Genomic DNA, 26,203 nt, shown 5'->3' on the forward strand with positions numbered 1-26,203 from the left:
ATACTAACGTCAGCACTATGCTGGCGTTTAAAGAATTAAAGAGGACAGGAAGTGGAACTTTACGATAGCGAAGAGCAACAAGTTGAAGCCATTAAAGATTGGTGGAAAGAGAACGGTAAAGCCGTAATCTTTGGTGCAGTTATTGGTTTAGGTGGTCTATTTGGTTGGCGCTATTATCAAGATTCAGTCGTCGAAGCACGTGAAGCTGCTTCGGAAAGCTACACTTCTGTAATTTCAGCGCTTGATGCTAAAGGCGTTGCGGCTCAATCTGACATTCAAGCTTTCATCGATGCAAACAAAGACGCTGAGTACTCAGTACTTGCTGCAATGCAACTTGCAAAAGCACAAGTACAAGCGGGTGAGCTAACGGCGGCACTTGAACAACTTGAATGGGCAAAATCGGCAACGAAAGATGTGGCACTTGAGCCTCTGCTTACTTACCGTGTTGCACGTATTAAAGCTGAGCAAGGTGAATTTGACGCAGCATTGACTGACCTTGCTGCAATGACTGATGAATCTTGGAAAGGCCGTGTTGCGGAACTGCGTGGTGATATCTCACTTCGTAAAGGCGACACTGACGCAGCATACAGTGCCTATACAGAAGCACAGCAAGCTGTTGATGCGAGCCAAACGCTTCAAATCAAACTTGACGACCTAGCTAAATAAGGCGCTTTGAATGAAGAAGATGTTTCCAAAAGCGGCGTTATGTGCGATTGCTCTTGGCCTACTAGCTGGCTGTGCAGGTGAAGAAGACACCGTAATCATGGCGCCAGTACCAACAGTAAACAGTGAGTTCACTCCCAAACAAGAGTGGTCTACGTCGGTTGGTGATGGTGTTGGTCACTACTTTTCCAAATTAACGCCAGAGCTTGCTTACGACAAAGTGTTTGTCGCGAGCCGTGACGGTATTGTTAAAGCGCTAGACCCTGAAACGGGTAAAAAGTTGTGGGAAAACGATCTTGAAAAAGAAGTGATCGCACGCTTATCTGGTGGCCTAACAGCAGCTTACGGCAAAGTGTTCTTAGGCTCTGAAAATGGCGAAGTGATCGCACTGGAAGAATCAACTGGTGAACAGCTGTGGCGTGTATCAGTGAATGGTGAGGTGCTTGCATCCCCAGTAACTGATAGTAACATGGTTATTGTTCATACCAGCCGTGGCATGTTGATCGCGTTAGATCAAGACAACGGTGAGCAAAAGTGGGCCATCAGTACTGAAGTTCCAAGCCTAACACTACGTGGTGATAGTACACCAGTTGCGGTTTCTGGTGGTGTATTCTGGGGTACAGCAAATGGTCGTCTAGCAGCTGCTATCGTGGACCGTGGCCAGCTTATTTGGCAACAGCCAGTCGGCACGCCAAAAGGCGCAACGGAAATCGATCGCTTAGTCGATGTTGATGCATCTCCGGTTGTTCTTGGTGGCACCCTGTATACCGTGGGTATCAATGGTCAGTTAATCGCTATCGATCTTCGCTCTGGCAAGCCAGTTTGGAAGCGTAACTACTCGTCAGCGATAGATTTAGCGAGTGATGGCAGTCGTTTGTTTGTGGTCACAGACAAAGATCATGTGGTTGCGGTTGATGCTCGTAGTGGTACTGAACTTTGGAGCACTCCATTGTTAGAAAACCGTCTACTAACGGCCCCTGCTATTATTAACGGTTATGTAGTTGTCGGTGATACGGAAGGTTACCTACACTGGTTAGATCGTTCATCTGGTGAGTTTGTTGCTCAACAGCTAGTCGATGATAGCGGCTTTGCGGTTGCACCCATTGAAATGCCTGAAGGCTACTTAGTGACGACTCGCAATGGCGATGTAAAGAAACTAACGATTAGCAAATAAAAGCGTGATATAATTCACAATCGGCTCCTGGTTGGTAACAGCTAGGAGCCGTTTTGTTGTTATAAATTAATAAACCATGTGGTTATAGGTAAGAGTTTAAACTTGCGAACAAGAGTTTACCTATAACTACATTTAGAGAAGAAATTGTAGAGGTTGTTATGGTACCTGTTGTTGCTCTAGTAGGGCGTCCGAACGTAGGTAAATCTACGTTATTTAACCGATTGACTCGAACTCGTGATGCATTGGTTGCGGATTTTCCTGGCTTAACGCGTGACCGTAAATATGGCCATGCTCATTTTAGTGAGCATGAGTTTATTGTTATCGACACTGGTGGTATCGATGGTACTGAAGATGGTGTTGAAACTAAAATGGCTGAACAGTCGCTAGCAGCGATTGACGAGGCTGATGTTGTCCTATTTATGGTAGATGGCCGTGCGGGCCTAACACCTTCAGATGTGGCAATTGCTAAGCACCTTCGTCAGCTAGAGAAGCCTTCAATGCTAGTAGTTAACAAGGTTGATGGTATTGACCCTGATGCTGCAAGTGCTGACTTCTGGCAGCTAGGTGTAGAAGACATGTATCAAATCGCCGCGGCACACGGTCGTGGTGTAACAGCGCTGATTGATCTGGCTCTTAATCCGTTCGCCGAAGCTTTAAAAGCTGAGAATGGCGAAGTTAGCGATTTAACTGAGTTTGAAGACGAAGAAGAAGAGCAAGTTGATTTCACTGAAGAAGAGGCTGAAGAAGAATTCCAGCGTCTTCAAGATCAACCGATTAAGTTAGCGATCATTGGTCGTCCTAACGTAGGCAAATCAACACTCACTAACCGTATTCTTGGTGAAGAGCGTGTGGTTGTTTACGATATGCCAGGTACAACTCGCGATTCTATTTATATCCCAATGCAGCGTGATGAGCGTGAATACGTTCTAATTGATACTGCGGGTGTTCGTCGTCGTAAAAACATCAATGAAACCGTAGAAAAGTTCTCTGTAGTAAAAACATTGAAAGCGATTGAAGATGCTAACGTTGTATTGCTGCTTATTGATGCCCGTGAAAACATCTCTGATCAAGATCTAAGCTTGTTAGGCTTTGCGTTGAACGCGGGTCGTTCAATCGTGATTGCAGTAAACAAATGGGATGGCCTAGATAGCGACGTTAAAGATCGCGTTAAGAAAGAGCTAGACCGTCGTTTAGGTTTCGTCGATTTTGCACGTATTCACTTTATCTCTGCACTTCACGGTACAGGTGTGGGTCACTTGTTTGAGTCTGTTCAAGAAGCTTACAAGTCAGCGACGACTCGTGTTGGTACTTCTGTTCTAACTCGTATCATGAAGATGGCAACTGATGATCACCAACCGCCTATGGTTCGTGGCCGTCGTGTTAAACTAAAATACGCGCACGCTGGTGGCTATAACCCACCGATTATCGTTATCCACGGTAACCAAGTACGTAACTTGCCAGATTCATACAAGCGATTCCTGATGAACTACTACCGTCGTTCACTAGAGATTATGGGTACACCAATTCGCATTCAATTCCAGAACAGCGAGAACCCATTTGAAGCTAAGACTAACAAGCTAACAATCTCTCAAGAACGTAAACGTAAGCGTAAGCGTATGATGAGCATGATGAAAGGCCGTAAGTAGCTCTTTCCAATAGATTTGATACCCGAGCCTGTCTCGGGTATTTTTTTAAGCAAAATTTACGTTAATCCATAATAAGTTCCTCTTTATCGCTATGGATTAACGAACCAGACTAGATTCCAGAAGAAGAACGATATGACCACTAGCAACTTGATCACACAAGCTGAAGTAATCACACCAACCATCACTCAATTTTGCCATCAGATTTGGCAGCTCAAGGCTAAGGTGTTGAATATTGAAAGTGATGAGAATAAAACTTATCTGATCACTGATGTGACTCCTTTTCACCCTGTGAGTCATATTTGGCCCGATCACCCGGCAGACCAAGGCTTTGTCACTGTTGGCGACGTGCAATATCCAGTTGAAGATTGCCTTGTGGGAGCAATAGAACAATCTACTGGAAAACTTTTTATCGCAGCAGATATTCCTGTTAAGCGTGATGCGGAAGGCTGGGCATTTGTGGTTGTTCATCAGTTATCGGCATCAGCTTCTATGATTAATATTCACGACGAAATCGTGTTGTCGGTTGATAAAGAGTACCAAGCCAGCCTTAGCCGAGGTCACAGCGCAGGTCACATTGCTTCCTTAGCGTTGAATAAAGTATTAGCAGAGAGTTACTGGCGCAAAGATGCCGACAGAAAAGATCCGCTCGGCAGCTATGACTTTAATAGTTACGCGCAAGTGACCAGCTTTGTGACTCAAGAGTTGTGTACCGACAAGTATCGCTTGGGTAAAACTCTGAAGAAACGCGGCTTGAACGTTGCAGACATGCTAGCAAACCTTGAGAGTATTGAAGCTGATATCAATCAGATGATTTCTGGCTGGCTTGCTGAGTCAACTCCAGTAGCAATGAGATTGGAAGGCGAGGCATTAACAGATTCTCGTTACTGGGAATGGCAACTTGATGCAGAGACACTTGTCTCTATTCCGTGTGGCGGAACTCATATTGAGAGCACGTCAGAACTCAAGAGGTTATCCGTTAAGTTAACGCAACTGGATGAACAGCACATTGAAATGCTGACGCATGTAATTCGATGATTCAGATTACAGATCGAAATCACTTATGCTGTTTGTTTTGTTTTATTGTGTTTATTTTAATATAAATGACTATATAAAATTGAAATGCAGCACATGTAACTTATGCTTTCGGTGTGTGGTGATATAAATATTCTTTTTAGGGTAGATCGCTGATCAAAACAGATAAAGCAAAAGATCAACCTATGATCTTCGGTTTTGTGTCGTACTCATTTAGTCTGCTGATAGCAACTAATACGATCTTGCACAACAACGATCTGCGCCAAAATATATAATTGAAAGCACTAACGAATGACGCAACAATCTGTCTTAGAAGCTTATCGAGAGTTAAAGAGCTTGTTTCGAAAGCTACATAAGTTTCATCGGTAGTAGATTATAAAAATAGTAGTGAATTAGGAAGTGCTAATGAGTGAAAATATCTGCCCTAAGTGCCAGTCAGAGCTAGGCTGGGATGGTAAGTACCACTGTGAAAGTTGTCAGGCTCACTTTACTAAAGTGGGGCTTTGCCCAGAGTGCAGCAGCCAACTTGAGAAGCTTCAAGCTTGTGGGGCTGCGAGCTATTTCTGTAATGGCGATTGCAACGAGCTTAAATCGAAGTCGAGAGTAAAGTTCGAGTTTCAAGCTGCGGATTAGCTTGAAAGCGAGAAGGTTAAGTATCGTAATCCATAATATTTAATTGAGGCCTAATACTTATGTATTGGGCCTTTTTTGTATCCATTGTACGGTTATGTTTCATCTTGGTTCATTCTTATCGTCGCTGCACCAGTATGAAACATAGTTACATGATTGCTATGCACGCTATTGGTGTGAATGAATTTTTAGTTTCATTAATACAATGACTTATAAACTTATCGGTTAATTTTTAAGTTTGGCACTCTTCTTGTAACTCTGTAATTGAATAACAAAAATACAATTATGGAGTTACAATCATGAACAAGGTGTTCAATTTATCGCTAGCTGCACTGTGTACAACACTTTCATTTTCTTCTGCATCAGTACTTGCGGCTGACGAGACCATCAAGGTCGGTGTTCTACACTCACTCTCTGGCACTATGGCGATCAGTGAGACCACGCTAAAAGATACCGTGCTAATGCTTATTGAAGAGCAGAACAAAAAAGGCGGTTTGCTTGGCAAGAAGCTAGAGCCTGTAGTCGTTGACCCCGCGTCAAACTGGCCGCTATTTGCTGAAAAAGCGCGTGAGCTTATCGAAAAAGAGAAAGTCGATGTGGTTTTCGGTGGTTGGACATCGGTATCGCGTAAATCTATGTTGCCAGTATTTGAAGAGCTCAACAGCATCCTTTTCTACCCAGTTCAGTATGAAGGTGAAGAGTCTTCGAAAAATGTTTTCTACACTGGCGCTGCGCCAAACCAACAGGCGATTCCAGCCGTCGATTACTTGATGGAAGAGCTTGAAGTTGAACGTTGGGTACTAGCAGGCACCGATTACGTTTATCCACGTACCACCAATAAGATCTTAGAGGCTTACCTAAAAGATAAAGGTGTCGCAGAAGAAGACATTATGATCAACTACACGCCATTTGGTCACTCTGATTGGCAATCTATCGTTTCAGACATCAAAAAGTTCGGTGAAGCGGGCAAGAAAACCGCTGTGGTTTCTACTGTGAACGGCGATGCGAACGTTCCTTTCTATAAAGAGCTTGGCGCTCAAGGCATTTCATCTGAAGACATCCCGGTAATTGCATTCTCTGTTGGTGAAGAAGAGCTGTCAGGCATGGACACTGAACCACTGGTTGGTCACCTAGCGGCTTGGAACTACTTCATGAGTGTTGATACCGAAGCCAATGAAGAGTTCGTTGAAACGTGGCAGTCATTCATCAAGAGTGAAAAGCGTGTCACCAACGATCCAATGGAAGCGCACTATGTTGGCTTCAACATGTGGACGCAAGCGGTAACCAACGCGGGCACAACCGATCCTGAATCTGTACAAGATGCCTTAATTGGCGTGTCGGTTCCTAACCTTTCTGGCGGCTACTCAACCATGCTGCCAAACCACCACATCACGAAACCCGTCCTGATCGGTGAGATCCAAGACGATGGTCAATTCGATATCGTTTGGGAAACCACTGGTCTTGTTGCGGGCGATGCTTGGTCGAGCTACTTACCTGAATCAGCGAAGCTGTTCTCTAGTTGGTCGAAGCCATTCTCATGTGGTGCGTTTAACGTCGAAACCAAGAAGTGTTCTGGCGGTAACTAGAGCGTTAATTTAGGAATATTGAGCCTTCTTGTTTGGGAAGAGCGCCTCTGTTTAAGAGGTGAAGCAAGCGGAAGGCTCATCGTTTCAACTAACAATAATTCTCCACATGTCCACTGAGCAAAAATAACAATATCTAGCTAGGTGGATTAAGGAAGCAGGGATGAAAAACGTATTGAACGTATTTAAGGTGCTATTGCTTATGGCAGTCAGCGCTCAGTTGGCTTTTGCTGGAATAACGGATGAAGCTAGCTTTACCAAGGCGCTAGTTGGTAAGAAAACATCGGATAAAGAATTGGCTATCGATTGGGTTATTGAGGCGCAAACGGGAGACGTGTCGAAACCTATTTTGGATGGCTGGTTAAATGGTAATCTCTATTACTTCAATGACAAACAGAGCGAGCAGTACAAAAAGCTCTACCTTATTCAGAGCATCAAAACAGCGATGGTAGCTCAGTCGGCATGGGATGATTCAAGCCTCAATATCGAGAATGCTAGACAGTTCAAAAAAGTTCGCGTGAACAACAAGCTTCGCGGGATCTTGCGTGGGGAAATCGCCTCGATTGGACTGAATAGCAGTAAATCAGACGTGCGTTACAAAGCGGTTTTGGATCTGCTCGGTACCAAAGATTCTGACATTATCGATCGTTTAGCTGTACTCAGAACCAGTGAATCAGAGGGGAAAGTCGCTGAGTTAATGGACTTGTCGTTAGCCATATTTACCTCTCTTGATAAGAGTGCCACGGTTGACGATCGTGTGGCTTCGATTGACCGAGTTGGCGACTTCAAACATTCAGTGGTACTCAAAACCTTGAATAAACTGCTCAACAGCGAACAAGATCCAAAGGTCTTGGCTGCAGCTGAGCGTGCAATGGACGATTATCAACAGAGCCAAGCGCTGTATTCTGGTGTCGAAACCGTATTCTTCGGTTTGAGCTTAGGTTCAGTCTTGGTGCTGGCGGGTATAGGTTTAGCGATCACCTTTGGTGTGATGGGCGTGATTAACATGGCTCATGGTGAACTGATCATGATTGGTGCTTACACCACCTATGTATTGCAACTGCTAATGCCGAATCACATCGGTTTAGCGCTCATTCTCTCTATTCCTGCAGCGTTTATTGTGTCTGGCTTAGTGGGTATTGTGATTGAGCGGAGTGTGATTCGCCATCTTTACGGACGCCCATTAGAAACCTTACTTGCGACCTTCGGTATCAGCTTGATCTTACAGCAAGCCGTTCGCTCTATTTTCTCTCCACTTAACCGCTCAGTGAGCACGCCTGAATGGATGTCTGGCGCACTTCAATTAAACCCAATGTTGTCCCTGACCTACAACCGCTTATATATCATCCTTTTCTGTGGCTTGGTGTTTATGGGGCTATTGATGGTTCTGAAAAAGACACCACTAGGTTTGCAAGTTCGTGCGGTTTCTCAAAACCGTGGCATGGCGCGTGCGATGGGGATTCGTTCTGAGCGAGTTGATGCGATGACCTTTGGTTTAGGCTCAGGTGTCGCGGGTGTCGCGGGTGTGGCACTGTCTCAATTGACTAACGTTGGCCCGAATATGGGGCAAGCGTACATCATCGATTCTTTCATGGTGGTGGTATTCGGTGGAGTCGGCAACTTGTGGGGCACACTCGTCGCAGGTCTGAGTCTTGGTTTGTTCAATAAGATCTTAGAGCCTTGGGCTGGCGCAGTACTTGCCAAGATTCTAGTACTGGTTTTCATCATTCTATTTATTCAAAAACGCCCACGCGGATTGTTCCCGCAACGTGGCCGTGCGGCTGAAGGTTAAGGACAACATCATGCAGTCAAAATCATTTGTACTTTCGGCAATGCGTGGTGACAAAGGTGGCCAACTGACCATCTTTGCCATTCTTGCGGCCGTGATTCTTATCCCACTGGCTAACACCATGTTACCAAGTGGGCACCCACTTCATGTTGAGACTTTCACTATCTCACTGATGGGCAAATACCTGAGCTACGCAATGTTGGCGCTGGCGCTCGATCTTGTATGGGGCTATCTCGGCATATTGAGCCTAGGCCACGGCGCTTTCTTTGCGCTTGGCGGTTATGCGATGGGCATGTACTTAATGCGTCAGATTGGTGACCGTGGGGTTTATGGTGATCTAATCTTGCCTGACTTCATGGTGTTTCTTGATTGGTCTGTGTTGCCATGGTTTTGGCAGGGCTTCGATCAGTTTTGGTTCGCCTGTTTAATGGTCATGTTAGTGCCGGGTGCTTTGGCTTACCTGTTTGGTCATCTTGCTTTCCGTTCCCGAGTGTCTGGAGTTTATCTTTCTATCATGACTCAAGCGTTAACTTACGCATTGATGCTGGCATTTTTTCGCAACGAGATGGGTTTTGGTGGCAATAACGGACTGACGGACTTTAAAGACATCATCGGTCTGAGCTTGCAGAGTGATGCCGTTAAGATTGGCCTGTTTGTCGCGACGGGCATCTCACTCATTCTCAGTTACATCGCGTGTCGCATGGTAGTGACGAGTCGATTAGGTCGTGTGGCACTGGCGATACGTGATACCGAGTCTCGCACTCGCTTTATGGGTTACGACGTTGATGGCATCAAGTTGTGGGTCTTCGTTTTGTCTGCGGTTATCGCGGGTATTGCTGGTGCGTTATATGTGCCTCAAGTCGGCATCATCAACCCTGGAGAGTTTGCGCCGCTTAACTCGATTGAGATTGTAGTTTGGGTTGCCTTGGGCGGTCGTGCCACTCTGTTTGGTGCCATCGTTGGGGCTCTGATCATCAACTACGCCAAGAGCTGGTTTACCGTTGAATTTCCAGAAGTGTGGTTATTCGCTCTCGGTGGTCTATTCGTACTCTCAACCATGTACTTCCCACAAGGTGTGATTGGCTTTGTCAGTGAAAAATGGCAGCAGCTGCGCAAGGTATCAAATGGGAAAAACCAAGGTAAAGATAAGGATGATCAGCACAAGGCCAAGGAGGTAATCGCATGACCACATTTAATAGCGTAAAGGAATCGGTTCAGGCGTTCACTCGTCGAGACGAAGTGTTTGATTACCTCAAACCCGATATTCATCCTGCCATCGATACTCGCCATAACGTGCTGTTGTATGTCGAAGGCGTCAACAAAAGCTTCGATGGTTTTCAAGCGATAAACGACCTCAACCTTTATATCAAAGAGGGCGAATTGCGCTGCATCATCGGTCCTAATGGCGCAGGTAAAACCACCATGATGGATATCATCACCGGGAAAACTAAGCCGGATACAGGTGAAGTGTGGCTAGGTTCGAACATCAATCTACTCAAGATGAATGAAGCTGAAATTGCCAATGCAGGCGTTGGGCGTAAATTCCAAAAGCCGACGGTGATTGAATGCTTAACCGTGTGGCAAAACCTTGAGTTGGCGATGGCCGGTGATCGCTCAGTATGGGCGACTTTCACTGCGGTGATGTCTGGTGAGCAGAAAGACAAACTGACCTCGGTACTTGAGTTGATTCACCTCAAAGACGAAGCCGCGAATTTGTCGGGCAACCTGTCACATGGGCAAAAGCAGTGGTTAGAGATCGGTATGTTGCTGATGCAAAACCCTAAGCTGTTGCTGGTGGATGAACCCGTTGCAGGTATGACTCACCAAGAGATGGATCGCACTTCTGAGTTACTCAACTCACTGGCAGGTAAGCACTCGGTGGTTGTGGTTGAGCACGATATGGATTTCGTTCGTTCGATTGCTAGCCATGTCACCGTGCTTCATCAAGGTCACGTGTTGGCAGAAGGCACCATGGACCAAGTGCAGGTTCACCCTGAAGTTAAACAAGTTTATCTCGGAGAATAGGATGTTAGAGGTTAAATCAGTCAATCAATATTACGGTGAGAGCCACACCTTGTGGGATTTGGACATGCAGATCCCAGAGGGTAAATGCACGGTGTTAATGGGGCGCAATGGCGTCGGTAAAACGACTCTTCTGCAATGCATTATGGGGCTAGTTACAGTCAAAAGTGGTGACATTTCGTTATCGGGTGAATCGCTGCTGAAAACCGATGCCGAAGATCGCTCACGCCAAGGGATAGGCTATGTGCCACAAGGTCGCCAGATATTCCCAATGCTTACGGTTCAAGAAAACCTAGAAGTTGGCTTGCCGATTAGAGAAAAGGGCGACCGTAAGATCCCCGAATTCATCTTCGATATCTTCCCAGTGTTAAAAGAGATGCTGCATCGCCGCGGTGGTGACTTGTCCGGTGGCCAACAACAACAATTGGCGATTGGGCGTGCGCTGGTGGTTAATCCCAAGCTATTGATCTTGGATGAACCGACAGAAGGTATTCAGCCTAATATTGTGCAAGAAATTGGTGACATTATTCGCATGCTCAACGAGAAGATGGGGCTTACGGTTCTGTTGGTTGAGCAGAAGCTGCCATTTGCGAGAAAGGTCGGTGACCGCTTCTGTATTCTCGACCGTGGGCGCCAAGTGGCAGAAGGTGAAATGACAGGGCTCGATGAGTCCTTGATTAAGGAGTACCTAACCGTATGAATTCTCTCTTTTCTCCGAATGAAGTAAGGAACGCTTCTTTAGTAGAAGCCTTGTCTCTGAATGACACCATTGAACAAGATATTCGAGACGGTTGGCAAGCGAGCTTAAACCTCACTTTTGTCGACCGTGGTGATAAAACCGTTTTAAAGAATCGTCAGCAGTCTGGTCCGCTTGCGGTGCAACGCCCCCTGTATCCTGATGGGGAAACGTGTCACACCTACTTACTTCATCCCCCCGGCGGAGTGGTAGGTGGTGACACTCTCAATATTGAGGTAACCGTAGAAAGCGGTGCTCATACGTTGATCACCACACCCGGTGCGACCAAGTTTTACCGCTCAAATAACAAATACGCCAAGCAGAAGCAAACCCTTCGAGTGAAGAAAGGCGCACGTTTAGAGTGGATGCCACAAGAGAATATCTTTTTTCCTAATGCACACGTTCGCCTAGACACTGAAGTTCGCCTAGAAAAGGGTGCACAGTTTTGGGGTTGGGAGATGCACTGTTTTGGACGACCTGCACAGAATGAGGGATTTGAGCGTGGTCACCTTGTAGGGAAAACGGAAATCTATCTTGATAATCAAAGGCTTCTTACGGAAGGTTTTAATTTTCATGGCGGTGATAAGTTGATGATAAATATGGGGTTACTTGATTATTCAATGATGGGAACTTTTTATATCACTTCAAATGAGAAGCAAGATTTAGAGTTGGTACAGAGTTTGCTCTTATCTATTACACAGCAAGCTTCACAGCAATCAGTTACATCAAAAACATCGAGTGAACCCACATTAATAATGGGAGCGACTCAGATAGAAGGATTGATTGTGGTGCGAGCCTTGGGTTATTGGAGTGAAGACATCCTCCAAGCCTTTGGTCAGATATGGCAAGCAACTCGCTCTCATTTATGTGGTACGACTCCTGACTTACCAAGGATTTGGGCAACTTAGCGATTAGCCCTTTTTGTACCTAGGGTGACTTCCGGCTCTAGGTACATTTTTTCAAGCTTGCTGTGTTTGAATCCCACTTACTGCTCATACGTTTTTGAGCACTAAGAAAACAACACTAACAGCGGGCGGCTAAATGGAATTAACACCAAGAGAAAAAGATAAGCTACTTATCTTCTGCGCAGGAATGCTGGCACAGCAGCGTAAACAAAAAGGCTTAAAACTCAACTATCCAGAATCTATTGCACTGATCAGCAGTGCGATTCTTGAAGGTGCCCGCGAGGGGAAAACCGTTTCGGAATTGATGGATTTTGGGCGCACACTGCTTACTGTCGATGACGTTATGGAGGGGATCCCTTCGATGATCCCTGATGTACAAGTCGAAGCGACTTTTCCTGATGGCACCAAGTTGGTGACCGTTCATGAACCTATCGTGTAGGGAGAAGACATATGGCTGGTTCCACCAAACAATACTCAGGCTTCGTTCCCGGAAAAGTAGAAACGGCTCCTGGTGACATCACCTTAAATGAAGGCCGAGACACGACGTCCATTAAGGTGCAAAACATTGGCGATCGTCCTGTTCAAATTGGCTCCCATTACCACTTCTATGAAGCAAACCCTTCGCTGATCTTTGACCGAGAAGCGACTAAAGGTTTTCGACTTAATATCCCTGCAGGCACCGCCACCCGTTTTGAACCGGGTCAGTCGCGCAGTGTCGAGTTAGTACGTTACGCCGGTAAGTTAGAGATCTACGGCTTCCAAGGGAAAGTGATGGGTAAGCTCTAAGCGCTCTCACGGAAATAATGAAAACAACAAAGGATTGATCATGGCGAAGATATCCAAACAGGCTTACGCCGAAATGTTTGGGCCAACAATCGGAGACCGAGTGCGTCTTGCTGACACCGATTTATGGCTAGAAGTTGAAAAGGATTACACCGTGTACGGCGACGAAGTGAAGTTCGGCGGCGGTAAAGTGATTCGTGATGGGCAAGGGCAAAGCCAACGTCCAAGTGCCGAAACACCAGACTTGGTGATCACCAACGCGATTGTTTTGGACTACTGGGGCATTGTAAAAGCGGATGTCGCTATCAAAGACGGCCGAGTTCAAGCGTTGGGTAAAGCGGGCAACCCAGACGTTCAACCGGGTGTCGATATTGTGATTGGCCCGGGTACGGAAATTTTAGCCGGCGAAGGTTCGATCCTCACTGCGGGTGGCATCGACTCACACATCCACTTTATCTGTCCGCAGCAGATTGAAGAAGCATTGGCATCGGGTGTGACAACCATGATAGGCGGTGGCACGGGGCCAAACACCGGTACTAACGCAACCACATGTACACCGGGTCCGTGGAACATGCACCGTATGTTGGAATCGCTCGATCAGTTCCCAATGAACTTTGGTTTACTCGGGAAAGGCAATGCTAGCCAACCGGAAGCATTGCGTGAGCAAGTGGCAGCGGGCGCAGTGGGTTTGAAGTTGCATGAAGACTGGGGAACAACACCCGCGTCAATTGATACTTGCTTGAGCGTCGCCGATGAGATGGACGTACAAGTTGCGATTCACACCGATACGCTAAATGAATCGGGTTTTGTTGAATCGACACTTGGCGCCATCGGTGATCGCGTGATTCATACCTACCACACGGAAGGTGCCGGTGGTGGTCATGCTCCCGATATTATTCGGGCTGCAGGTGAGCCGAACGTTCTGCCTTCTTCTACCAACCCGACACGACCTTATACCGTCAATACGGTCGATGAGCACTTAGATATGCTGATGGTGTGTCATCACCTTTCACCGTCGATTTCTGAAGATGTGGCGTTCGCCGAGTCGCGTATTCGTCGTGAAACCATTGCCGCTGAAGACATTCTTCATGATTTAGGTGCGTTCTCGATGATCGCTTCTGATTCACAAGCGATGGGGCGCGTAGGCGAGGTGGTAACCCGTACTTGGCAAACCGCACACAAGATGAAAGTTCAGCGTGGCAGCCTAAAAGAAGATTCCGACTACAGCGATAACTTCCGCCTAAGACGTTATGTCGCTAAGTACACCATTAATCCTGCGATCACGCACGGCATGGCCCATGAGATCGGCTCTATCGAAGCAGGGAAATTAGCTGACCTAGTGCTGTGGAAGCCCGCTTTCTTTGGTGTGAAACCGAGTGTCATTTTGAAAGGCGGCATGATCGCGATGGCACCAATGGGTGATCCTAACGCTTCAATCCCAACCCCTCAGCCAGTTCACTATCGCTCAATGTTTGGTAGCTATGGCAAGGCATGTCAGAACACATCGATGCTGTTCGTTTCCAAGGAAGCCAAAGCACAGAATATCGATAAGCAGTTGGGGTTACAGAGTTTGATTGGCGTAGTCAGCAATTGCCGAAACATCAGCAAAGCGGACATGAAGCTTAACGATTGGATGCCGAAGATCGAAGTCGATTCTCAGACGTATCAAGTGCGCGCTGATGGCGAACTGTTGACGTGTGAGCCAGCTGAAGTATTGCCAATGGCTCAGAGATACTTTCTATTTTAATCGCTCGGCTGAAGGCTATTGTTTTAAGGCTTAGCTGAAGACCCATATTTTAGACCTTTAGCTGAAGCTCCTATTTTGGATCTTGGCTGAGGGCTCTTATTTTGAACGTTATAAATCTCACAAGGAGATTGAGGTAATAGCATGATTGAACTAACTCAAATTCAAACGGAGTTGAGCACGGCTCCTGATGGCTTTCTAAGCCTACCAATCGATAGCCGTATTAAGAGCCGCCTTAAGGTGATGCTCGATGACGGACGCAATGCAGGGCTGTTTCTACCACGAGGTCACATCTTGCGTGGCGGTGAACAGCTTTCAAGTGAATGTGGTTTAGTGGTGGAAGTAAAAGCCGCACCGGAAACCGTGTCGACCGTTTACTGTGAAGATTCGCATCTATTAACTCGTGTTGCTTACCACCTTGGTAACCGACATGTGCCGCTGCAAGTGGAAGCGGGCTGGGTTCGCTATCAACACGACCATGTTTTGGATGAAATGGTTGAAGGTTTGGGCGCGACAGTGACGACCGAAAAACAACCGTTTGAACCAGAAGGTGGCGCTTACGGCGGTCGCTCAGGTGGTCATCATCACCATCATTAATCGAGTCATTTGAGACTCACTAAACGATTTATATAACAACGAGATTAATAACAATAACGCAAGGATTATGCGATGAACTTTAAAACAGCAGCAGGCTTATGCACTTTCACAATAGCTTCTCTAACAACATCAAAATTGGCTTTTGCTCACCCAGGGAACGGTTCGCATTCGGTTTATGAGTCTCACTCATTTATGTCTGGCTTAACTCACCCAGTGACTGGCATGGATCATCTGATCATGTTGATCGCCTTTGGTTTGTTAATTGGCGCACTGTCGTTTTCAACCAAGATAAAAGCTGCGTTGATTGGCGGCGGATTGGCATCTTTAGTGGTAGGGCTTATCGCAGGCCAAGCCTTAGGTTTTTCTGTAATTGTTGAGCCAGCTATTATCGCTTCTCTGTTCGTCGTCAGCCTATGTTTATGGCACGTATTCTCACCATCAACCAAGCGTGTAAACAGCGTATTGGTCGCTTCGATTGCAATGCTGTTTTTCCATGGTTACGCGCACGGCGTTGAAGCGGCGAGTAACTTAACTCAATTTGCAACCGGTATGAGCATCAGTGCTTTGGCATTAATGGTTATCGGTACGTTTGTCGGCCGCGCGATTTACTCTAAATGGATGTCGGTCGGCGTGGCTTCAGCAAGCGCACTATTACTGTTAGGTGCGTAAGCTCTCGAACTTTTCGATTCTAGAGGACAAAGAACAAGAGTATGACCACAACAGAAAATGTCGCGATTTATCGTCTGTTCCAATTGATCAGTCCGTCGTTGCCAATTGGTGGGTTCACTTACTCGCAAGGTTTAGAGATGGCGGTTGAGGCGGGGTGGGTAACGGATCGCAATAGCATGGAACAGTGGCTTAATACCATTGTCAGCTCTAGTGTCGCGACCTTGGAGTTACCTATCTTAGATCGTCTTTATCACGCGCTAGAAAAAGGTGAACTCGATGAGATTGAGCATTGGTGTAACTACTTATACTCAAGCCGTGAAACCAGTGAATTGCGAGCGGAAGAGAAGCAACGTGGACATGCCTTGAATACCTTGTTGAAGCGCTTAGATATCGATATTTCGCTGGTGGATTCCGTTGATAGTCACCCAAACCAATTGTTGGGCATGTGTATTGCTGCTCAACATTGGAACATTGATTTAGAAAGCCTCAAGCAGGGTTATCTATGGAGCTGGCTTGAGAATATTGTCACCGCAGGGGTTAAGTTGGTGCCTTTAGGACAGACCGATGGGCAGTTGGCACTGATTAATATCACCAACACGTTCCCCGAGGTGATTGAGAAAGCACGCGCTATAGAAGATTGGATGATAGGCAGTTTTTCGCCATCAATGACATTAGCGAGTTCACTGCACGAAACACAATACACGCGACTATTTCGTTCGTAGCGCTAAGCACGGACGAGGTAGCAAAAAGAATATAAGGAAGTAGACAATGGAAAGTTATAAGCAACCCCTTCGAATTGGTATCGGTGGCCCGGTTGGGTCGGGTAAAACAGCGTTGTTAGAAGTGCTGTGTAAGGCGATTCGCGACAAGATCAATATTGCAGTAGTAACCAACGACATCTACACCCAAGAAGATGCAAAGATACTGACACGAGCTGAAGCTTTAGATCCTGACCGCATCATCGGTGTGGAAACAGGCGGTTGCCCACATACTGCGATTCGTGAAGATGCGTCGATGAACCTCGCGGCAGTCGAAGAGCTGGCTAAGCTACATAAGAACCTCGATGTGGTGTTTGTAGAGAGTGGTGGTGACAACCTCAGTGCGACGTTCAGCCCTGAGTTAGCCGACCTGACTATCTATGTGATTGACGTAGCGGAAGGGGAGAAGATCCCACGTAAAGGTGGCCCGGGTATTACACGTTCTGATCTGCTGGTCATCAACAAGATCGATTTAGCGCCATACGTTGGGGCGTCACTTGAGGTGATGGAGCAAGACACACAACGTATGCGCCCTACCAAGCCATACGTGTTCACCAACCTCAAAGAGAGCCAAGGGTTAGACTTCATCATCAACTTTATTGTGACGGAAGGGATGCTGACCATGAAAGAGCATTCTACGACTGAGTAGGATTGGAATCCGTTCGTTTGTGAAGCTGGTAGATACAAAAAAGCCCTGTCGATTATCGATAGGGCTTTTTGTTTTCAATGGTTTTCAGCGTTAGAGTTGAATCTAGAGCTCGCTCTTAGCGACTCTTGTTGTGACTTGTGATTCAATCACACCATCTTCGACCTGCGTGGTGATCACTTCGCCTACTTCAACATCGTTAATGGATGACACCGTCTTGCTCGACGCTGAATGGGTAATGCTGTAGCCACGCTTTAGGGTTGCCAGTGGGCTGACGGTCTCTAACTTCTCGGCAGCCATAGCTAGCTGGTGGCGAGTTGTTAGTAACGTCTTATCCATCGCATCCAGCAGCTTTTGCTCAGAACGCTGTAAATGTAACTTCTGTACACCAAGGCGTTTCACTGGTGAGTTCAACTGAAGCAGATGCTGTTTACGTTCAATATCTTGTGCATGCTGCTTTAAGTATTGAGTCATACCACGACGCAAACGCATGTCTAAGTCATCAAGTTGCTGACTCTGCTTTTGTAGCTGGTAGCTCGGGTGCTGTTTCTCTAAGCGGTATGTCAACGTTTGAGTTGATTGCACTTGCTTGATTAACACATGTCGAATCGCACTGACCAAGCGAGCTCGTTTAGACGCGAAAATTTGTTCTTTATGACTGTTATCACGGCTCACCAATTCTGCAGCTGCTGATGGTGTTGGAGCGCGCATATCTGCGACGAAATCGGCGATAGTGACATCGATTTCGTGACCAATAGCACTGATGATTGGGATCTGACTTGCCTTAATAGTGCGAGCTACTATCTCGTTATTGAAACACCATAAGTCTTCTAACGAGCCACCGCCACGACCCACGATCAACACATCACATTCATTGCGTTCGTTAGCTCGTCCAATCGCTTGGGCGATTTGAATCGCTGCTTCTTCACCTTGAACCATGGTTGGGTAAATCACAACAGGCAATGAAGGATCGCGTCTTTTCAATACATCGAGAATATCAAACAGTGCTGCGCCCGTTTTGGAAGTAATGATACCTACACATTTAGGATGCTCTGGCAAAGTCTGTTTACTCGATTGAGCAAATAAGCCTTCAGATGCCAAATCTATCTTCAGTTTTTCGAACTCTTGCTGAAGCTTACCGTCACCCTCTGGCTGCATGCTTTCGATGATCAGCTGATAGTCACCACGTGGCTCATAAAGAGAGAGGCGAGCTTTGACTAGAACTTGATTACCATTCTGAGGCTTAAAAGTGACTCGGCGGTTATTGCCACGAAACATGGCGCACTTAACTTGAGCGCGAGAGTCTTTAAGTGTGAGGTACCAGTGACCAGAGACAGGTGCTGAGAAGTTTGAGATTTCACCAACGAGCCAGACTATTCCCATTTCATTTTCTAATAGGAGACGAACCTCGGAGTTGAGGCGAGAAACAGTAAAGATGTTTGGATTAGTCATAGAAGCACTATCTTTCCTTGAAGGAAGGTCTTTCTTGGAATCTCACAGGGCGTGAGTATGGAAGATAGCGGCAATATAATACATAGCAAGGGGGGGGATGCAAATTAAAAATACAAAAATGTGTAGCCAAGCGATTTCGTTAGCCGTATAATCCGTCCGCAATATCTAATCCAAATGCAGTTTAATTTTCCTTAATTGGCTGCCCTCATTAGGCGAAACGATGAGATTGGATTGTTTCTTTTTACTCCTATTATTGTGAGATATTGCAAATGCTAAGAATTGCCAAAGAAGCGCTGACATTCGACGACGTACTGCTAGTGCCAGCACACTCCACCGTTCTCCCTAATACAGCTGATCTTCGCACTCAGCTGACGAAGAATATTTCCCTAAACATCCCAATGATCTCTGCATCGATGGATACTGTGACAGAAGCTCGCCTAGCGATTGCACTGGCACAAGAAGGCGGAATAGGCTTCATTCATAAGAACATGTCTATTGAACAACAAGCTGAAATGGTTCGCCAGGTTAAAATTTACGAAGCAGGTGTAGTTTCTCATCCTGTTACTGTAAACCCTGACGCGACAATCGCTGATGTTGTAGCTCTTACTCAAAAACACGGCTTTGCCGGTTTCCCTGTTGTTACTGAAACAAACGAACTTGTTGGTATTATTACTGGCCGTGATGTTCGCTTTGTTACTGACCTTTCTAAGAAAGTTGAAGTAGTAATGACGCCTAAAGCTCGCCTTGCTGCTGTTAAAGAAGGTGCAACTCGTGAAGAAGTTCAAGAGAAAATGCACGAAGCGCGTGTTGAGAAAGTTCTTGTCGTAAATGATGACTTCCAACTTACTGGAATGATCACTGCAAAAGATTTCCACAAAGCAGAACGTAAACCAAACGCTTGTAAAGATGAGCGCGGCAGCCTACGTGTAGGTGCTGCTGTTGGTGCTGGTGCTGGTAACGAAGAGCGCGTAGCTGCTCTAGTGGAAGCTGGCGTAGACGTTCTACTAATCGACTCTTCACACGGTCACTCTGAAGGCGTACTTAACCGTATCCGCGAAACTCGCGCTGCCTACCCTGATCTACAAATCATTGGTGGTAACGTAGCAACGGGGGCTGGCGCTCGTGCTCTTATCGAAGCCGGTGTTAGTGCGGTTAAAGTAGGTATCGGCCCGGGTTCAATCTGTACGACTCGTATCGTTACTGGTGTTGGTGTTCCTCAAGTAACAGCAATCGCAGACGCTGCTGAAGTTGCAAACGAATACGGTATTCCAGTAATCGCAGATGGCGGTATCCGCTTCTCTGGTGATATCTGTAAAGCTATCGTTGCTGGCGCATCTTGTGTGATGGTCGGTTCAATGTTCGCTGGTACTGAAGAAGCACCGGGTGAAGTTATCCTTTACAACGGTCGTTCTTACAAGTCTTACCGTGGTATGGGTTCTCTTGGCGCCATGTCTCAAGGTTCTTCTGATCGTTATTTCCAATCTGACAACGCTGCAGACAAGCTTGTTCCAGAAGGTATTGAAGGTCGTATCGCATACAAAGGTCGTCTAAAAGAGATCGTTCACCAACAGATGGGCGGTCTACGCTCAAGCATGGGCCTAACAGGTTCTGCAACTGTTGAAGACATGCGTACTAAAGCTGAGTTTGTTCGTATCTCTGGTGCGGGCATGAAAGAATCTCACGTACACGATGTTCAAATCACGGAAGAAGCACCTAACTACCGTTTAGGTTAATAATACGTCCAAACGTTTGAATAATGTGCTGATTTAGTCGGCACATTATTTTATTTGAGGCCTGTTTTGTTTAGAGAGTGATTCTCACAAAATATCGCCCTACAGATAACCAACGAAAACGTTTGCTTTATTTCTTGAAGAGTTAATCAGAGGTGAGTAAACTCGCCTCCGTTTTATCACATAGCCAATAAGACTGCTTACAATGACTAAAAATATTCATGACCAACGTATTCTAATTCTGGACTTCGGTTCTCAATACACACAGCTAGTTGCTCGTCGTATTCGTGAGATCGGTGTTTACTGTGAACTTTGGAGCTGGGACGTAGAAGAAGCGGATATTCGTGAATTCAATCCAGACGGTATCATCCTATCTGGTGGACCTGAAAGTGTAACGGAAGAGAACTCTCCGCGCGCACCTCAGTACGTATTTGATTCAGGTGTTCCTGTATTTGGTGTGTGCTACGGCATGCAAACCATGGCAGAGCAGCTTGGTGGTAAAGTTGCAGGTTCTAACGAGCGTGAATTCGGCTACGCCGCGGTTCAGGTTACGGGTGATTCAGCATTATTTGCTAACCTTGAAGCGACGCAAGATGTTTGGATGAGCCACGGCGACAAAGTGGTTGAGATTCCTGCTGATTTCATAAAAATCGCAGCAACAGACACTTGCCCATACGCTGCAATGGCAAATGAAGAGAAGAAGTACTACGGTGTGCAATTCCACCCCGAAGTAACGCACACTAAGAATGGTCTTAAAATGCTTGAGAACTTTGTTCTTGACGTTTGTGGCTGTGAGCGTTTATGGACCTCTGAATCCATCATCGAAGATGCGGTTGCTCGTATTAAAGAGCAAGTAGGTGATGACGAAGTTATCCTTGGTCTTTCTGGTGGCGTTGATTCATCTGTAGTCGCAATGCTTGCTCACCGTGCTATTGGTGACAAACTAACTTGTGTATTTGTAGATAACGGCCTTCTTCGTTTGAACGAAGCAGAGCAAGTTATGGATATGTTTGGTAACAAGTTTGGCCTAAACATCATCAAAGTAGATGCTGAAGATCGTTTCCTTAATGCGTTAGAAGGTGAAGCTGAACCGGAAGCTAAGCGTAAGATCATCGGTCACGTATTCGTAGATATCTTCGATGAAGAGTCTAAGAAACTGAAGAATGCTAAATGGCTTGCTCAGGGTACTATCTACCCAGACGTAATCGAGTCTGCTGCTTCTAAGACGGGTAAAGCACACGTAATCAAATCTCACCACAACGTTGGTGGTCTTCCTGATGATATGGAAATGGGCCTTGTTGAGCCTCTACGTGAGCTGTTTAAAGATGAAGTACGTAAGATCGGCCTAGAACTTGGTCTTCCATACAACATGCTTTACCGCCACCCATTCCCAGGTCCAGGTCTAGGTGTTCGTGTTCTTGGTGAAATCAAGAAAGAGTACTGTGATCTGCTGCGTCGTGCTGATGCTATCTTCATTGAAGAGCTTCACGCTGCTGACCTTTACCACAAAGTATCTCAAGCATTCACGGTATTCCTACCAGTGCGTTCTGTTGGCGTAATGGGCGATGGCCGTAAGTACGATTGGGTTGTATCTCTACGAGCTGTAGAAACTATCGACTTCATGACTGCTCACTGGGCACACCTGCCATACGATTTCCTAGGTAAAGTCTCTAACCGTATTATCAACGAAGTTAACGGCATTTCACGTGTTGTTTACGATATTTCTGGTAAGCCACCAGCAACTATCGAGTGGGAATAATCTCTTAGAGAATTAGCTTACGTTGATTGAAACCTTAAAAGCCTCGAACTCAGTTCGGGGCTTTTTTCTTTCTGATTCAGTTATTAAAGAGTCATATCGAACGGTTAGGAGCCAAACTAGTTGAAAATTAGACATCGCCTCAAGAAGCAATGAGACGCTTTGTTGTGTTGGACTATACATAAAAATATCACTCGCACTTTTTATAAATTCATACCACACCAGCTAGGCCATTTCACATGTGACGCATACTCTTTGATGGACTTATTAAGGACAGATAAGAGAATCCACCATGTTAAAAATTAAATATTTGGCGGCAATATTTGGCTGTACATTAGCAGCACAAAGCCATGCGTCTTTGAACATTCAACCTGATCCGCAAAACCCGAATGGTTACCTTGTTGAGAAGTCGGCATTACAAGCTGCTGAACAGGCGAAAACCTCCGACCCTATGTATGCTATCTGGTCACAGGCCCTACAAACTCGTTCGAACACTATCGTTGAAGCGATTGAACCCGGTTCACCTTTCAATCCTGAAAACGTAAAGCGGGTTGAGCGTGTATTCCCTCAATCTGAATGGGACTTCCTTACTCAGATGGCTGCTCCAGAATACACTTATACTCGTTTCTTGCGTGCGATTGGTAAATTCCCAGCCTTCTGTGGAGAGTACACTGATGGGCGAGATTCTGATGCCATCTGTAAGAAATCCATCATCACCGCTTTTGCTCACTTCTCTCAAGAGACGGGCGGTCACATCGCAATCGACAATACTTCTGATAACCCATTAGCTCTAGAAGAGTGGCAGCAAGCGCTGGTACATGTTCGTGAAATGGGGTGGTCTGAAGGGCAAGAAGGCTACACCACAGGTTGTGGCCAGAACGATTGGCAAAATGCACGTTGGCCTTGTGCCGTAGGGCAGGGCTATTTCGGACGTGGTGCTAAACAGCTTTCTTACCATTTTAACTACGGTGCGTTCTCGGAAGTGATGTTCGATGGTGATGCGACGGTTCTATTGAATAATCCGGCCTTAGTGGCAGACTCTTGGTTAAACCTAGCTTCTGCTATTTGGTTCTTCCTTACTCCTCAAGCTCCTAAACCTGCAATGTTGCACGTGATCGACCGTACATGGACACCCTCGCAACGTGAATTGGATGCCGGTATTGGTTATGGCTTTGGTACTACTATCAACGTGATCAATGGTGGAATTGAGTGTGGTGAGCAGAATAAAGACAAAGGTCAACCCGTTAACCGAATTCGTTACTGGGAAGGCCTAGCGGCGCACTATGAAATTCCTGTAGAAGTGGACGAGCAGAACACGTGTTGGCAGCAAACGCTTTACGGAAGCTTAAACCTCAACGGTGCCACTGACGTGCTATACACTAACTGGGATGGTAACTGGAAATACTACGCAGACCGCCCAGAAGGCTACTCATTTGAATGTGAGCTTGTTGGTTTCCAAACGGCATATTCAGCGTTGGTTGCTGGAGATTACGAGAAGTGTGTGACCAACTTCTACGGTTCTCACGCGAGCTGGCCTGAAGTGAAAGTGGTCGACAAGCTTGATCCGGTAGACCCAGGGACAGATCCCGGTGGCAACGGTTGGAGCGCGACTAAGGTATACAACGCTGGTGATCAAGTGACTCAAAATGGCGTAACCTACGAAGCGAAATGGTGGACACAAGGTGATGACCCTGCCAATGGCGGCCCTTGGAAATTAGTTGCCGGTGAGCCTACACCTGTCGATCCTGATCCGGTAGACCCAAGCCCTGTTGAACCGCCAGTGACTGAGCCACCAATTGTCGTAGATCCATCGGTGTTTATCACATGGGAAGCGGGCGTGAGCCAAGTGAGTAATGGCGACAAGGTGACACATAACGGCAAGTGCTTCGTGGCTAAAAATGGCCCTGGCGTATGGGAAAGCCCTGTTCAATCGAACTGGTTCTGGGATGAAATAAATTGCGATTAATAGGCGACGACTTTAATAAGTTGATATATTAAATCTATTGACCTGATTACCCAACATTATTCAAAAGCCGAAAGTTTCTACTTTCGGTTTTTTGTTTCTGACTATGCCGATCAGACACAAGCTCTAAGTTAAAAATCGAGCTAACGCAACAGATCTATATCAAGCTATTGAAAGGGCATTGCCGTTATTAGGTGTGTTTTTGTTGTGTTGAAAATGGTTAAGTACAGAAAATGAAGTAAAAGGATCATAGTAGGCCAAAAACTATTTCTGCGGATATAAAAATGGGCCTCAGCTTAACGCTAAGACCCAAATCTGAAGGCGGTATTAGAGGTGAGTAATTCACGTTGCCTCTCTCTCGGCCTGTTTGAATGCTGACCGACGTTCTTATGCGTAATTGGGTCGTAGTGAATACGAGTATTTTTGGACTGAGGTAATTATTAGTAAAAGTTTTACTAAATGAAATTGGTGAAAACGTTTTACTTTAACTCCATCACGTTTTTTATGGGCTTTTGACGGTGCTGTGTGATCCACTTAAAAGAATGCCATTTGGTGATTTAGGTGAGTATTTTAGAAGGGAGATATGCATATGTTGGTGTATATGAAAGACATAAAAAAGGCCACCTATAGTAGAGATGGCCTTTTGTTATCTATTTGAAATATATTGCTATTTTGTTGTATCGCGTAGCTTAAGTTTACTTGGTACGTAAACTCTTAGTGGGATAGTTCGGCCATCGCGTACCTTCTCGATCAGAAGGTTAACACCTTGAATTCCCATCAGTTCAGAGTGAATACGAACGGTTGATAAACTTGGGAAGGTAAATTTAGCGGTTGGGATGTCATTGACACTGATCAGCGCAATGTCTTCTGGAATGCTTAATCCGTGTTCATGAACGGCGCGTAAAACACCAATTGCAATCGAATCTGATGCAATAAACATCGCTTTCGGGTAATCGCCGCTCTCTAGCATTTTCTTCGCCAGTTTGTAGCCAGATGAGCTAGAGAAGTCACCACGGTAGATATCTTGTTCGCTGACTACGTTCTTCAAACCACCGTATTCCGCAAAGGCGACTTCGCGAATATCAGAGGTGTTAATGTCGTCTTGGCCACCGATGAAACCAATGCGTTCGTAGCCTTGGTTGATGAAGAAGTTGGTGATCTCTTTGCTGATGCGAGCCAGATCAATATCAACTGAGTCATAAGGTTCAGAGTGATCGGTAAAGTCGACATAACAGATATTATCGGTGAGATTTTTCGCTTGTGCGATAACTTTTTGGGTCATTCTACCAACCAGTAAAATACCGGTTATCTGGCTAGAGTTTGTCTGTATTTTACTTTCGTAACAGTTGGTTAGGTTAACTTCAATCTTCTCGCACTGTGTCTCAATACCGTGGCGAATCGATAGATAATAAGGGTCGTTAACTTCCGTTTCTTGCTTGTAGTTGTACAGAGCAAGGAAGTGGTGGTTCTGCTTTTTACCGCTAACCGATTTACGTGAGCTGCTGGTTTTGTATTCCAACTTCTCGGCAATTTCAAAGATACGCCTTTTGGTCTCTTCCTTGACGCTTAATGTAGGATCTTCATTGAGAACCCGAGAAACGGTAGCTAATGAAACATTTGCTTCCGTCGCGATATCTTTTAACGTTGCCATACTCACTTCCTGTTCTTGGAACATTGCGCTGCTTTGAAATTTGTCTTTAGTAAAAAAAGCAATGCACCTCTTTATTCTACAGACCTATTGTAATCAAACTGAAAGCCAATGCATTAACTTTTAGTAAAATAAATGCTCAACTCCTCTGTGATGTCGCAAATCTAACTATCTATAAAGATCTCATTTAATTTCAATGGATTAGCACTATCTATCGATTCATCAACTCTATGTTGGTATGAATATGTCTCGTGCAACCTTGTGTAAACGTTTACAC

The 26,203-nt window shown here is 45.8% G+C and carries 23 protein-coding genes; 21 read left to right on the top strand and 2 right to left on the bottom strand.

The window, feature by feature from the left end:
* Positions 1 to 51 precede the first annotated feature (51 nt).
* The 18 genes from OCU50_RS02880 (at position 52) to ureG (ending at position 17,380) form a co-directional block, all read left to right on the top strand.
* Positions 52 to 666, top strand: a complete 615-nt coding sequence (locus OCU50_RS02880; protein WP_060468409.1) for a YfgM family protein — start codon at positions 52 to 54, stop codon at positions 664 to 666.
* Positions 667 to 676: 10 nt separating this feature from the next.
* Positions 677 to 1,837: an outer membrane protein assembly factor BamB gene (bamB, locus tag OCU50_RS02885; RefSeq protein WP_060468408.1), complete on the top strand. Its 1,161-nt coding sequence runs from the start codon at positions 677 to 679 to the stop codon at positions 1,835 to 1,837.
* Between the two features lie 158 nt (positions 1,838 to 1,995).
* Entirely contained in the window at positions 1,996 to 3,483 is a 1,488-nt protein-coding gene (gene der / locus OCU50_RS02890; protein ID WP_060468407.1) for a ribosome biogenesis GTPase Der, read from the top strand.
* A 132-nt stretch (positions 3,484 to 3,615) separates the two neighbouring features.
* Positions 3,616 to 4,518: a hypothetical protein gene (locus OCU50_RS02895; RefSeq protein WP_060468406.1), complete on the top strand. Its 903-nt coding sequence runs from the start codon at positions 3,616 to 3,618 to the stop codon at positions 4,516 to 4,518.
* A 402-nt stretch (positions 4,519 to 4,920) separates the two neighbouring features.
* Positions 4,921 to 5,148: a zinc ribbon domain-containing protein gene (locus OCU50_RS02900; protein WP_060468405.1), complete on the top strand. Its 228-nt coding sequence runs from the start codon at positions 4,921 to 4,923 to the stop codon at positions 5,146 to 5,148.
* A gap of 296 nt (positions 5,149 to 5,444) precedes the next feature.
* Positions 5,445 to 6,731: an urea ABC transporter substrate-binding protein gene (urtA, locus tag OCU50_RS02905; protein WP_060468404.1), complete on the top strand. Its 1,287-nt coding sequence runs from the start codon at positions 5,445 to 5,447 to the stop codon at positions 6,729 to 6,731.
* 160 nt (positions 6,732 to 6,891) lie between these two features.
* Positions 6,892 to 8,520: an urea ABC transporter permease subunit UrtB gene (gene urtB / locus OCU50_RS02910; protein WP_060468403.1), complete on the top strand. Its 1,629-nt coding sequence runs from the start codon at positions 6,892 to 6,894 to the stop codon at positions 8,518 to 8,520.
* 10 nt (positions 8,521 to 8,530) lie between these two features.
* A complete protein-coding gene (gene urtC / locus OCU50_RS02915; RefSeq protein ID WP_060468402.1) occupies positions 8,531 to 9,703 on the top strand; it encodes an urea ABC transporter permease subunit UrtC in 1,173 nt (390 codons plus the stop codon).
* Positions 9,700 to 10,542 carry an urea ABC transporter ATP-binding protein UrtD gene (gene urtD / locus OCU50_RS02920; RefSeq protein ID WP_060468401.1) on the top strand — a complete coding sequence of 281 codons (843 nt, stop codon included), beginning with the start codon at positions 9,700 to 9,702 and terminating at the stop codon, positions 10,540 to 10,542. Before urtC ends, urtD begins: the two co-directional genes overlap by 4 nt.
* Before the next feature lies 1 nt (position 10,543).
* Entirely contained in the window at positions 10,544 to 11,239 is a 696-nt protein-coding gene (gene urtE, locus OCU50_RS02925; protein ID WP_060468400.1) for an urea ABC transporter ATP-binding subunit UrtE, read from the top strand.
* A complete protein-coding gene (locus OCU50_RS02930; protein ID WP_060468399.1) occupies positions 11,236 to 12,183 on the top strand; it encodes an urease accessory protein UreD in 948 nt (315 codons plus the stop codon). The genes urtE and OCU50_RS02930 overlap by 4 nt, the downstream gene beginning before the upstream one ends.
* A gap of 133 nt (positions 12,184 to 12,316) precedes the next feature.
* On the top strand, positions 12,317 to 12,619 hold the full coding sequence (ureA, locus tag OCU50_RS02935; protein WP_004735119.1) for an urease subunit gamma: 303 nt from the start codon (positions 12,317 to 12,319) through the stop codon (positions 12,617 to 12,619).
* An 11-nt stretch (positions 12,620 to 12,630) separates the two neighbouring features.
* Entirely contained in the window at positions 12,631 to 12,966 is a 336-nt protein-coding gene (locus OCU50_RS02940) for an urease subunit beta (protein ID WP_060468398.1), read from the top strand.
* 40 nt (positions 12,967 to 13,006) lie between these two features.
* A complete protein-coding gene (gene ureC / locus OCU50_RS02945; protein ID WP_060468397.1) occupies positions 13,007 to 14,710 on the top strand; it encodes an urease subunit alpha in 1,704 nt (567 codons plus the stop codon).
* A 141-nt stretch (positions 14,711 to 14,851) separates the two neighbouring features.
* Positions 14,852 to 15,304, top strand: coding sequence for an urease accessory protein UreE (ureE, locus tag OCU50_RS02950; protein WP_060468396.1), 453 nt, complete (start codon positions 14,852 to 14,854; stop codon positions 15,302 to 15,304).
* A 72-nt stretch (positions 15,305 to 15,376) separates the two neighbouring features.
* Positions 15,377 to 15,973 carry a HupE/UreJ family protein gene (locus OCU50_RS02955; protein WP_060468395.1) on the top strand — a complete coding sequence of 199 codons (597 nt, stop codon included), beginning with the start codon at positions 15,377 to 15,379 and terminating at the stop codon, positions 15,971 to 15,973.
* 41 nt (positions 15,974 to 16,014) lie between these two features.
* Positions 16,015 to 16,695 (top strand): urease accessory protein UreF, encoded by a 681-nt coding sequence (locus tag OCU50_RS02960; protein ID WP_060468394.1) that lies wholly within the window; start codon positions 16,015 to 16,017, stop codon positions 16,693 to 16,695.
* A gap of 46 nt (positions 16,696 to 16,741) precedes the next feature.
* On the top strand, positions 16,742 to 17,380 hold the full coding sequence (gene ureG / locus OCU50_RS02965; RefSeq protein ID WP_060468393.1) for an urease accessory protein UreG: 639 nt from the start codon (positions 16,742 to 16,744) through the stop codon (positions 17,378 to 17,380).
* A gap of 102 nt (positions 17,381 to 17,482) precedes the next feature.
* On the opposite strand, the gene xseA is transcribed toward ureG, so the two are convergent.
* Complete coding sequence (gene xseA / locus OCU50_RS02970) at positions 17,483 to 18,829, bottom strand: exodeoxyribonuclease VII large subunit (protein WP_060468392.1); 1,347 nt, start codon at positions 18,827 to 18,829, stop codon at positions 17,483 to 17,485.
* A gap of 269 nt (positions 18,830 to 19,098) precedes the next feature.
* Here xseA and guaB point away from each other — a divergent pair, with 269 nt between their 5' ends.
* The 3 genes from guaB to OCU50_RS02985 all read left to right on the top strand — a co-directional run bounded on the left by guaB (position 19,099) and on the right by OCU50_RS02985 (position 24,281).
* Positions 19,099 to 20,562 carry an IMP dehydrogenase gene (guaB, locus tag OCU50_RS02975; protein ID WP_060468391.1) on the top strand — a complete coding sequence of 488 codons (1,464 nt, stop codon included), beginning with the start codon at positions 19,099 to 19,101 and terminating at the stop codon, positions 20,560 to 20,562.
* Positions 20,563 to 20,764: 202 nt separating this feature from the next.
* Positions 20,765 to 22,318, top strand: coding sequence for a glutamine-hydrolyzing GMP synthase (gene guaA / locus OCU50_RS02980; RefSeq protein WP_060468390.1), 1,554 nt, complete (start codon positions 20,765 to 20,767; stop codon positions 22,316 to 22,318).
* A gap of 289 nt (positions 22,319 to 22,607) precedes the next feature.
* Positions 22,608 to 24,281 carry a chitinase gene (locus OCU50_RS02985; RefSeq protein ID WP_060468389.1) on the top strand — a complete coding sequence of 558 codons (1,674 nt, stop codon included), beginning with the start codon at positions 22,608 to 22,610 and terminating at the stop codon, positions 24,279 to 24,281.
* A gap of 664 nt (positions 24,282 to 24,945) precedes the next feature.
* On the opposite strand, the gene ebgR is transcribed toward OCU50_RS02985, so the two are convergent.
* Complete coding sequence (ebgR, locus tag OCU50_RS02990) at positions 24,946 to 25,929, bottom strand: transcriptional regulator EbgR (RefSeq protein WP_060468388.1); 984 nt, start codon at positions 25,927 to 25,929, stop codon at positions 24,946 to 24,948.
* Positions 25,930 to 26,203 lie beyond the last annotated feature (274 nt).

Origin of the sequence: Vibrio toranzoniae, from assembly GCF_024347655.1 — a bacterium.
Taxonomy (GTDB): Bacteria; Pseudomonadota; Gammaproteobacteria; order Enterobacterales; family Vibrionaceae; genus Vibrio; species Vibrio toranzoniae.

What these genes read in the sequence shown, in the direction of transcription:
- xseA (WP_060468392.1), bottom strand. Translation starts at nt 18,829, where the DNA reads ATGACTAATCCAAACATCTTTACTGTTTCTCGCCTCAACTCCGAGGTT.
- der (WP_060468407.1), top strand. Translation starts at nt 1,996, where the DNA reads ATGGTACCTGTTGTTGCTCTAGTAGGGCGTCCGAACGTAGGTAAATCT.
- OCU50_RS02900 (WP_060468405.1), top strand. Translation starts at nt 4,921, where the DNA reads ATGAGTGAAAATATCTGCCCTAAGTGCCAGTCAGAGCTAGGCTGGGAT.
- OCU50_RS02955 (WP_060468395.1), top strand. Translation starts at nt 15,377, where the DNA reads ATGAACTTTAAAACAGCAGCAGGCTTATGCACTTTCACAATAGCTTCT.
- ureC (WP_060468397.1), top strand. Translation starts at nt 13,007, where the DNA reads ATGGCGAAGATATCCAAACAGGCTTACGCCGAAATGTTTGGGCCAACA.
- ureA (WP_004735119.1), top strand. Translation starts at nt 12,317, where the DNA reads ATGGAATTAACACCAAGAGAAAAAGATAAGCTACTTATCTTCTGCGCA.
- OCU50_RS02895 (WP_060468406.1), top strand. Translation starts at nt 3,616, where the DNA reads ATGACCACTAGCAACTTGATCACACAAGCTGAAGTAATCACACCAACC.
- urtA (WP_060468404.1), top strand. Translation starts at nt 5,445, where the DNA reads ATGAACAAGGTGTTCAATTTATCGCTAGCTGCACTGTGTACAACACTT.
- OCU50_RS02940 (WP_060468398.1), top strand. Translation starts at nt 12,631, where the DNA reads ATGGCTGGTTCCACCAAACAATACTCAGGCTTCGTTCCCGGAAAAGTA.
- OCU50_RS02985 (WP_060468389.1), top strand. Translation starts at nt 22,608, where the DNA reads ATGTTAAAAATTAAATATTTGGCGGCAATATTTGGCTGTACATTAGCA.
- OCU50_RS02930 (WP_060468399.1), top strand. Translation starts at nt 11,236, where the DNA reads ATGAATTCTCTCTTTTCTCCGAATGAAGTAAGGAACGCTTCTTTAGTA.
- urtB (WP_060468403.1), top strand. Translation starts at nt 6,892, where the DNA reads ATGAAAAACGTATTGAACGTATTTAAGGTGCTATTGCTTATGGCAGTC.
- OCU50_RS02960 (WP_060468394.1), top strand. Translation starts at nt 16,015, where the DNA reads ATGACCACAACAGAAAATGTCGCGATTTATCGTCTGTTCCAATTGATC.
- ebgR (WP_060468388.1), bottom strand. Translation starts at nt 25,929, where the DNA reads ATGGCAACGTTAAAAGATATCGCGACGGAAGCAAATGTTTCATTAGCT.
- ureE (WP_060468396.1), top strand. Translation starts at nt 14,852, where the DNA reads ATGATTGAACTAACTCAAATTCAAACGGAGTTGAGCACGGCTCCTGAT.
- guaA (WP_060468390.1), top strand. Translation starts at nt 20,765, where the DNA reads ATGACTAAAAATATTCATGACCAACGTATTCTAATTCTGGACTTCGGT.
- urtC (WP_060468402.1), top strand. Translation starts at nt 8,531, where the DNA reads ATGCAGTCAAAATCATTTGTACTTTCGGCAATGCGTGGTGACAAAGGT.
- bamB (WP_060468408.1), top strand. Translation starts at nt 677, where the DNA reads ATGAAGAAGATGTTTCCAAAAGCGGCGTTATGTGCGATTGCTCTTGGC.
- guaB (WP_060468391.1), top strand. Translation starts at nt 19,099, where the DNA reads ATGCTAAGAATTGCCAAAGAAGCGCTGACATTCGACGACGTACTGCTA.
- urtD (WP_060468401.1), top strand. Translation starts at nt 9,700, where the DNA reads ATGACCACATTTAATAGCGTAAAGGAATCGGTTCAGGCGTTCACTCGT.
- ureG (WP_060468393.1), top strand. Translation starts at nt 16,742, where the DNA reads ATGGAAAGTTATAAGCAACCCCTTCGAATTGGTATCGGTGGCCCGGTT.
- urtE (WP_060468400.1), top strand. Translation starts at nt 10,544, where the DNA reads ATGTTAGAGGTTAAATCAGTCAATCAATATTACGGTGAGAGCCACACC.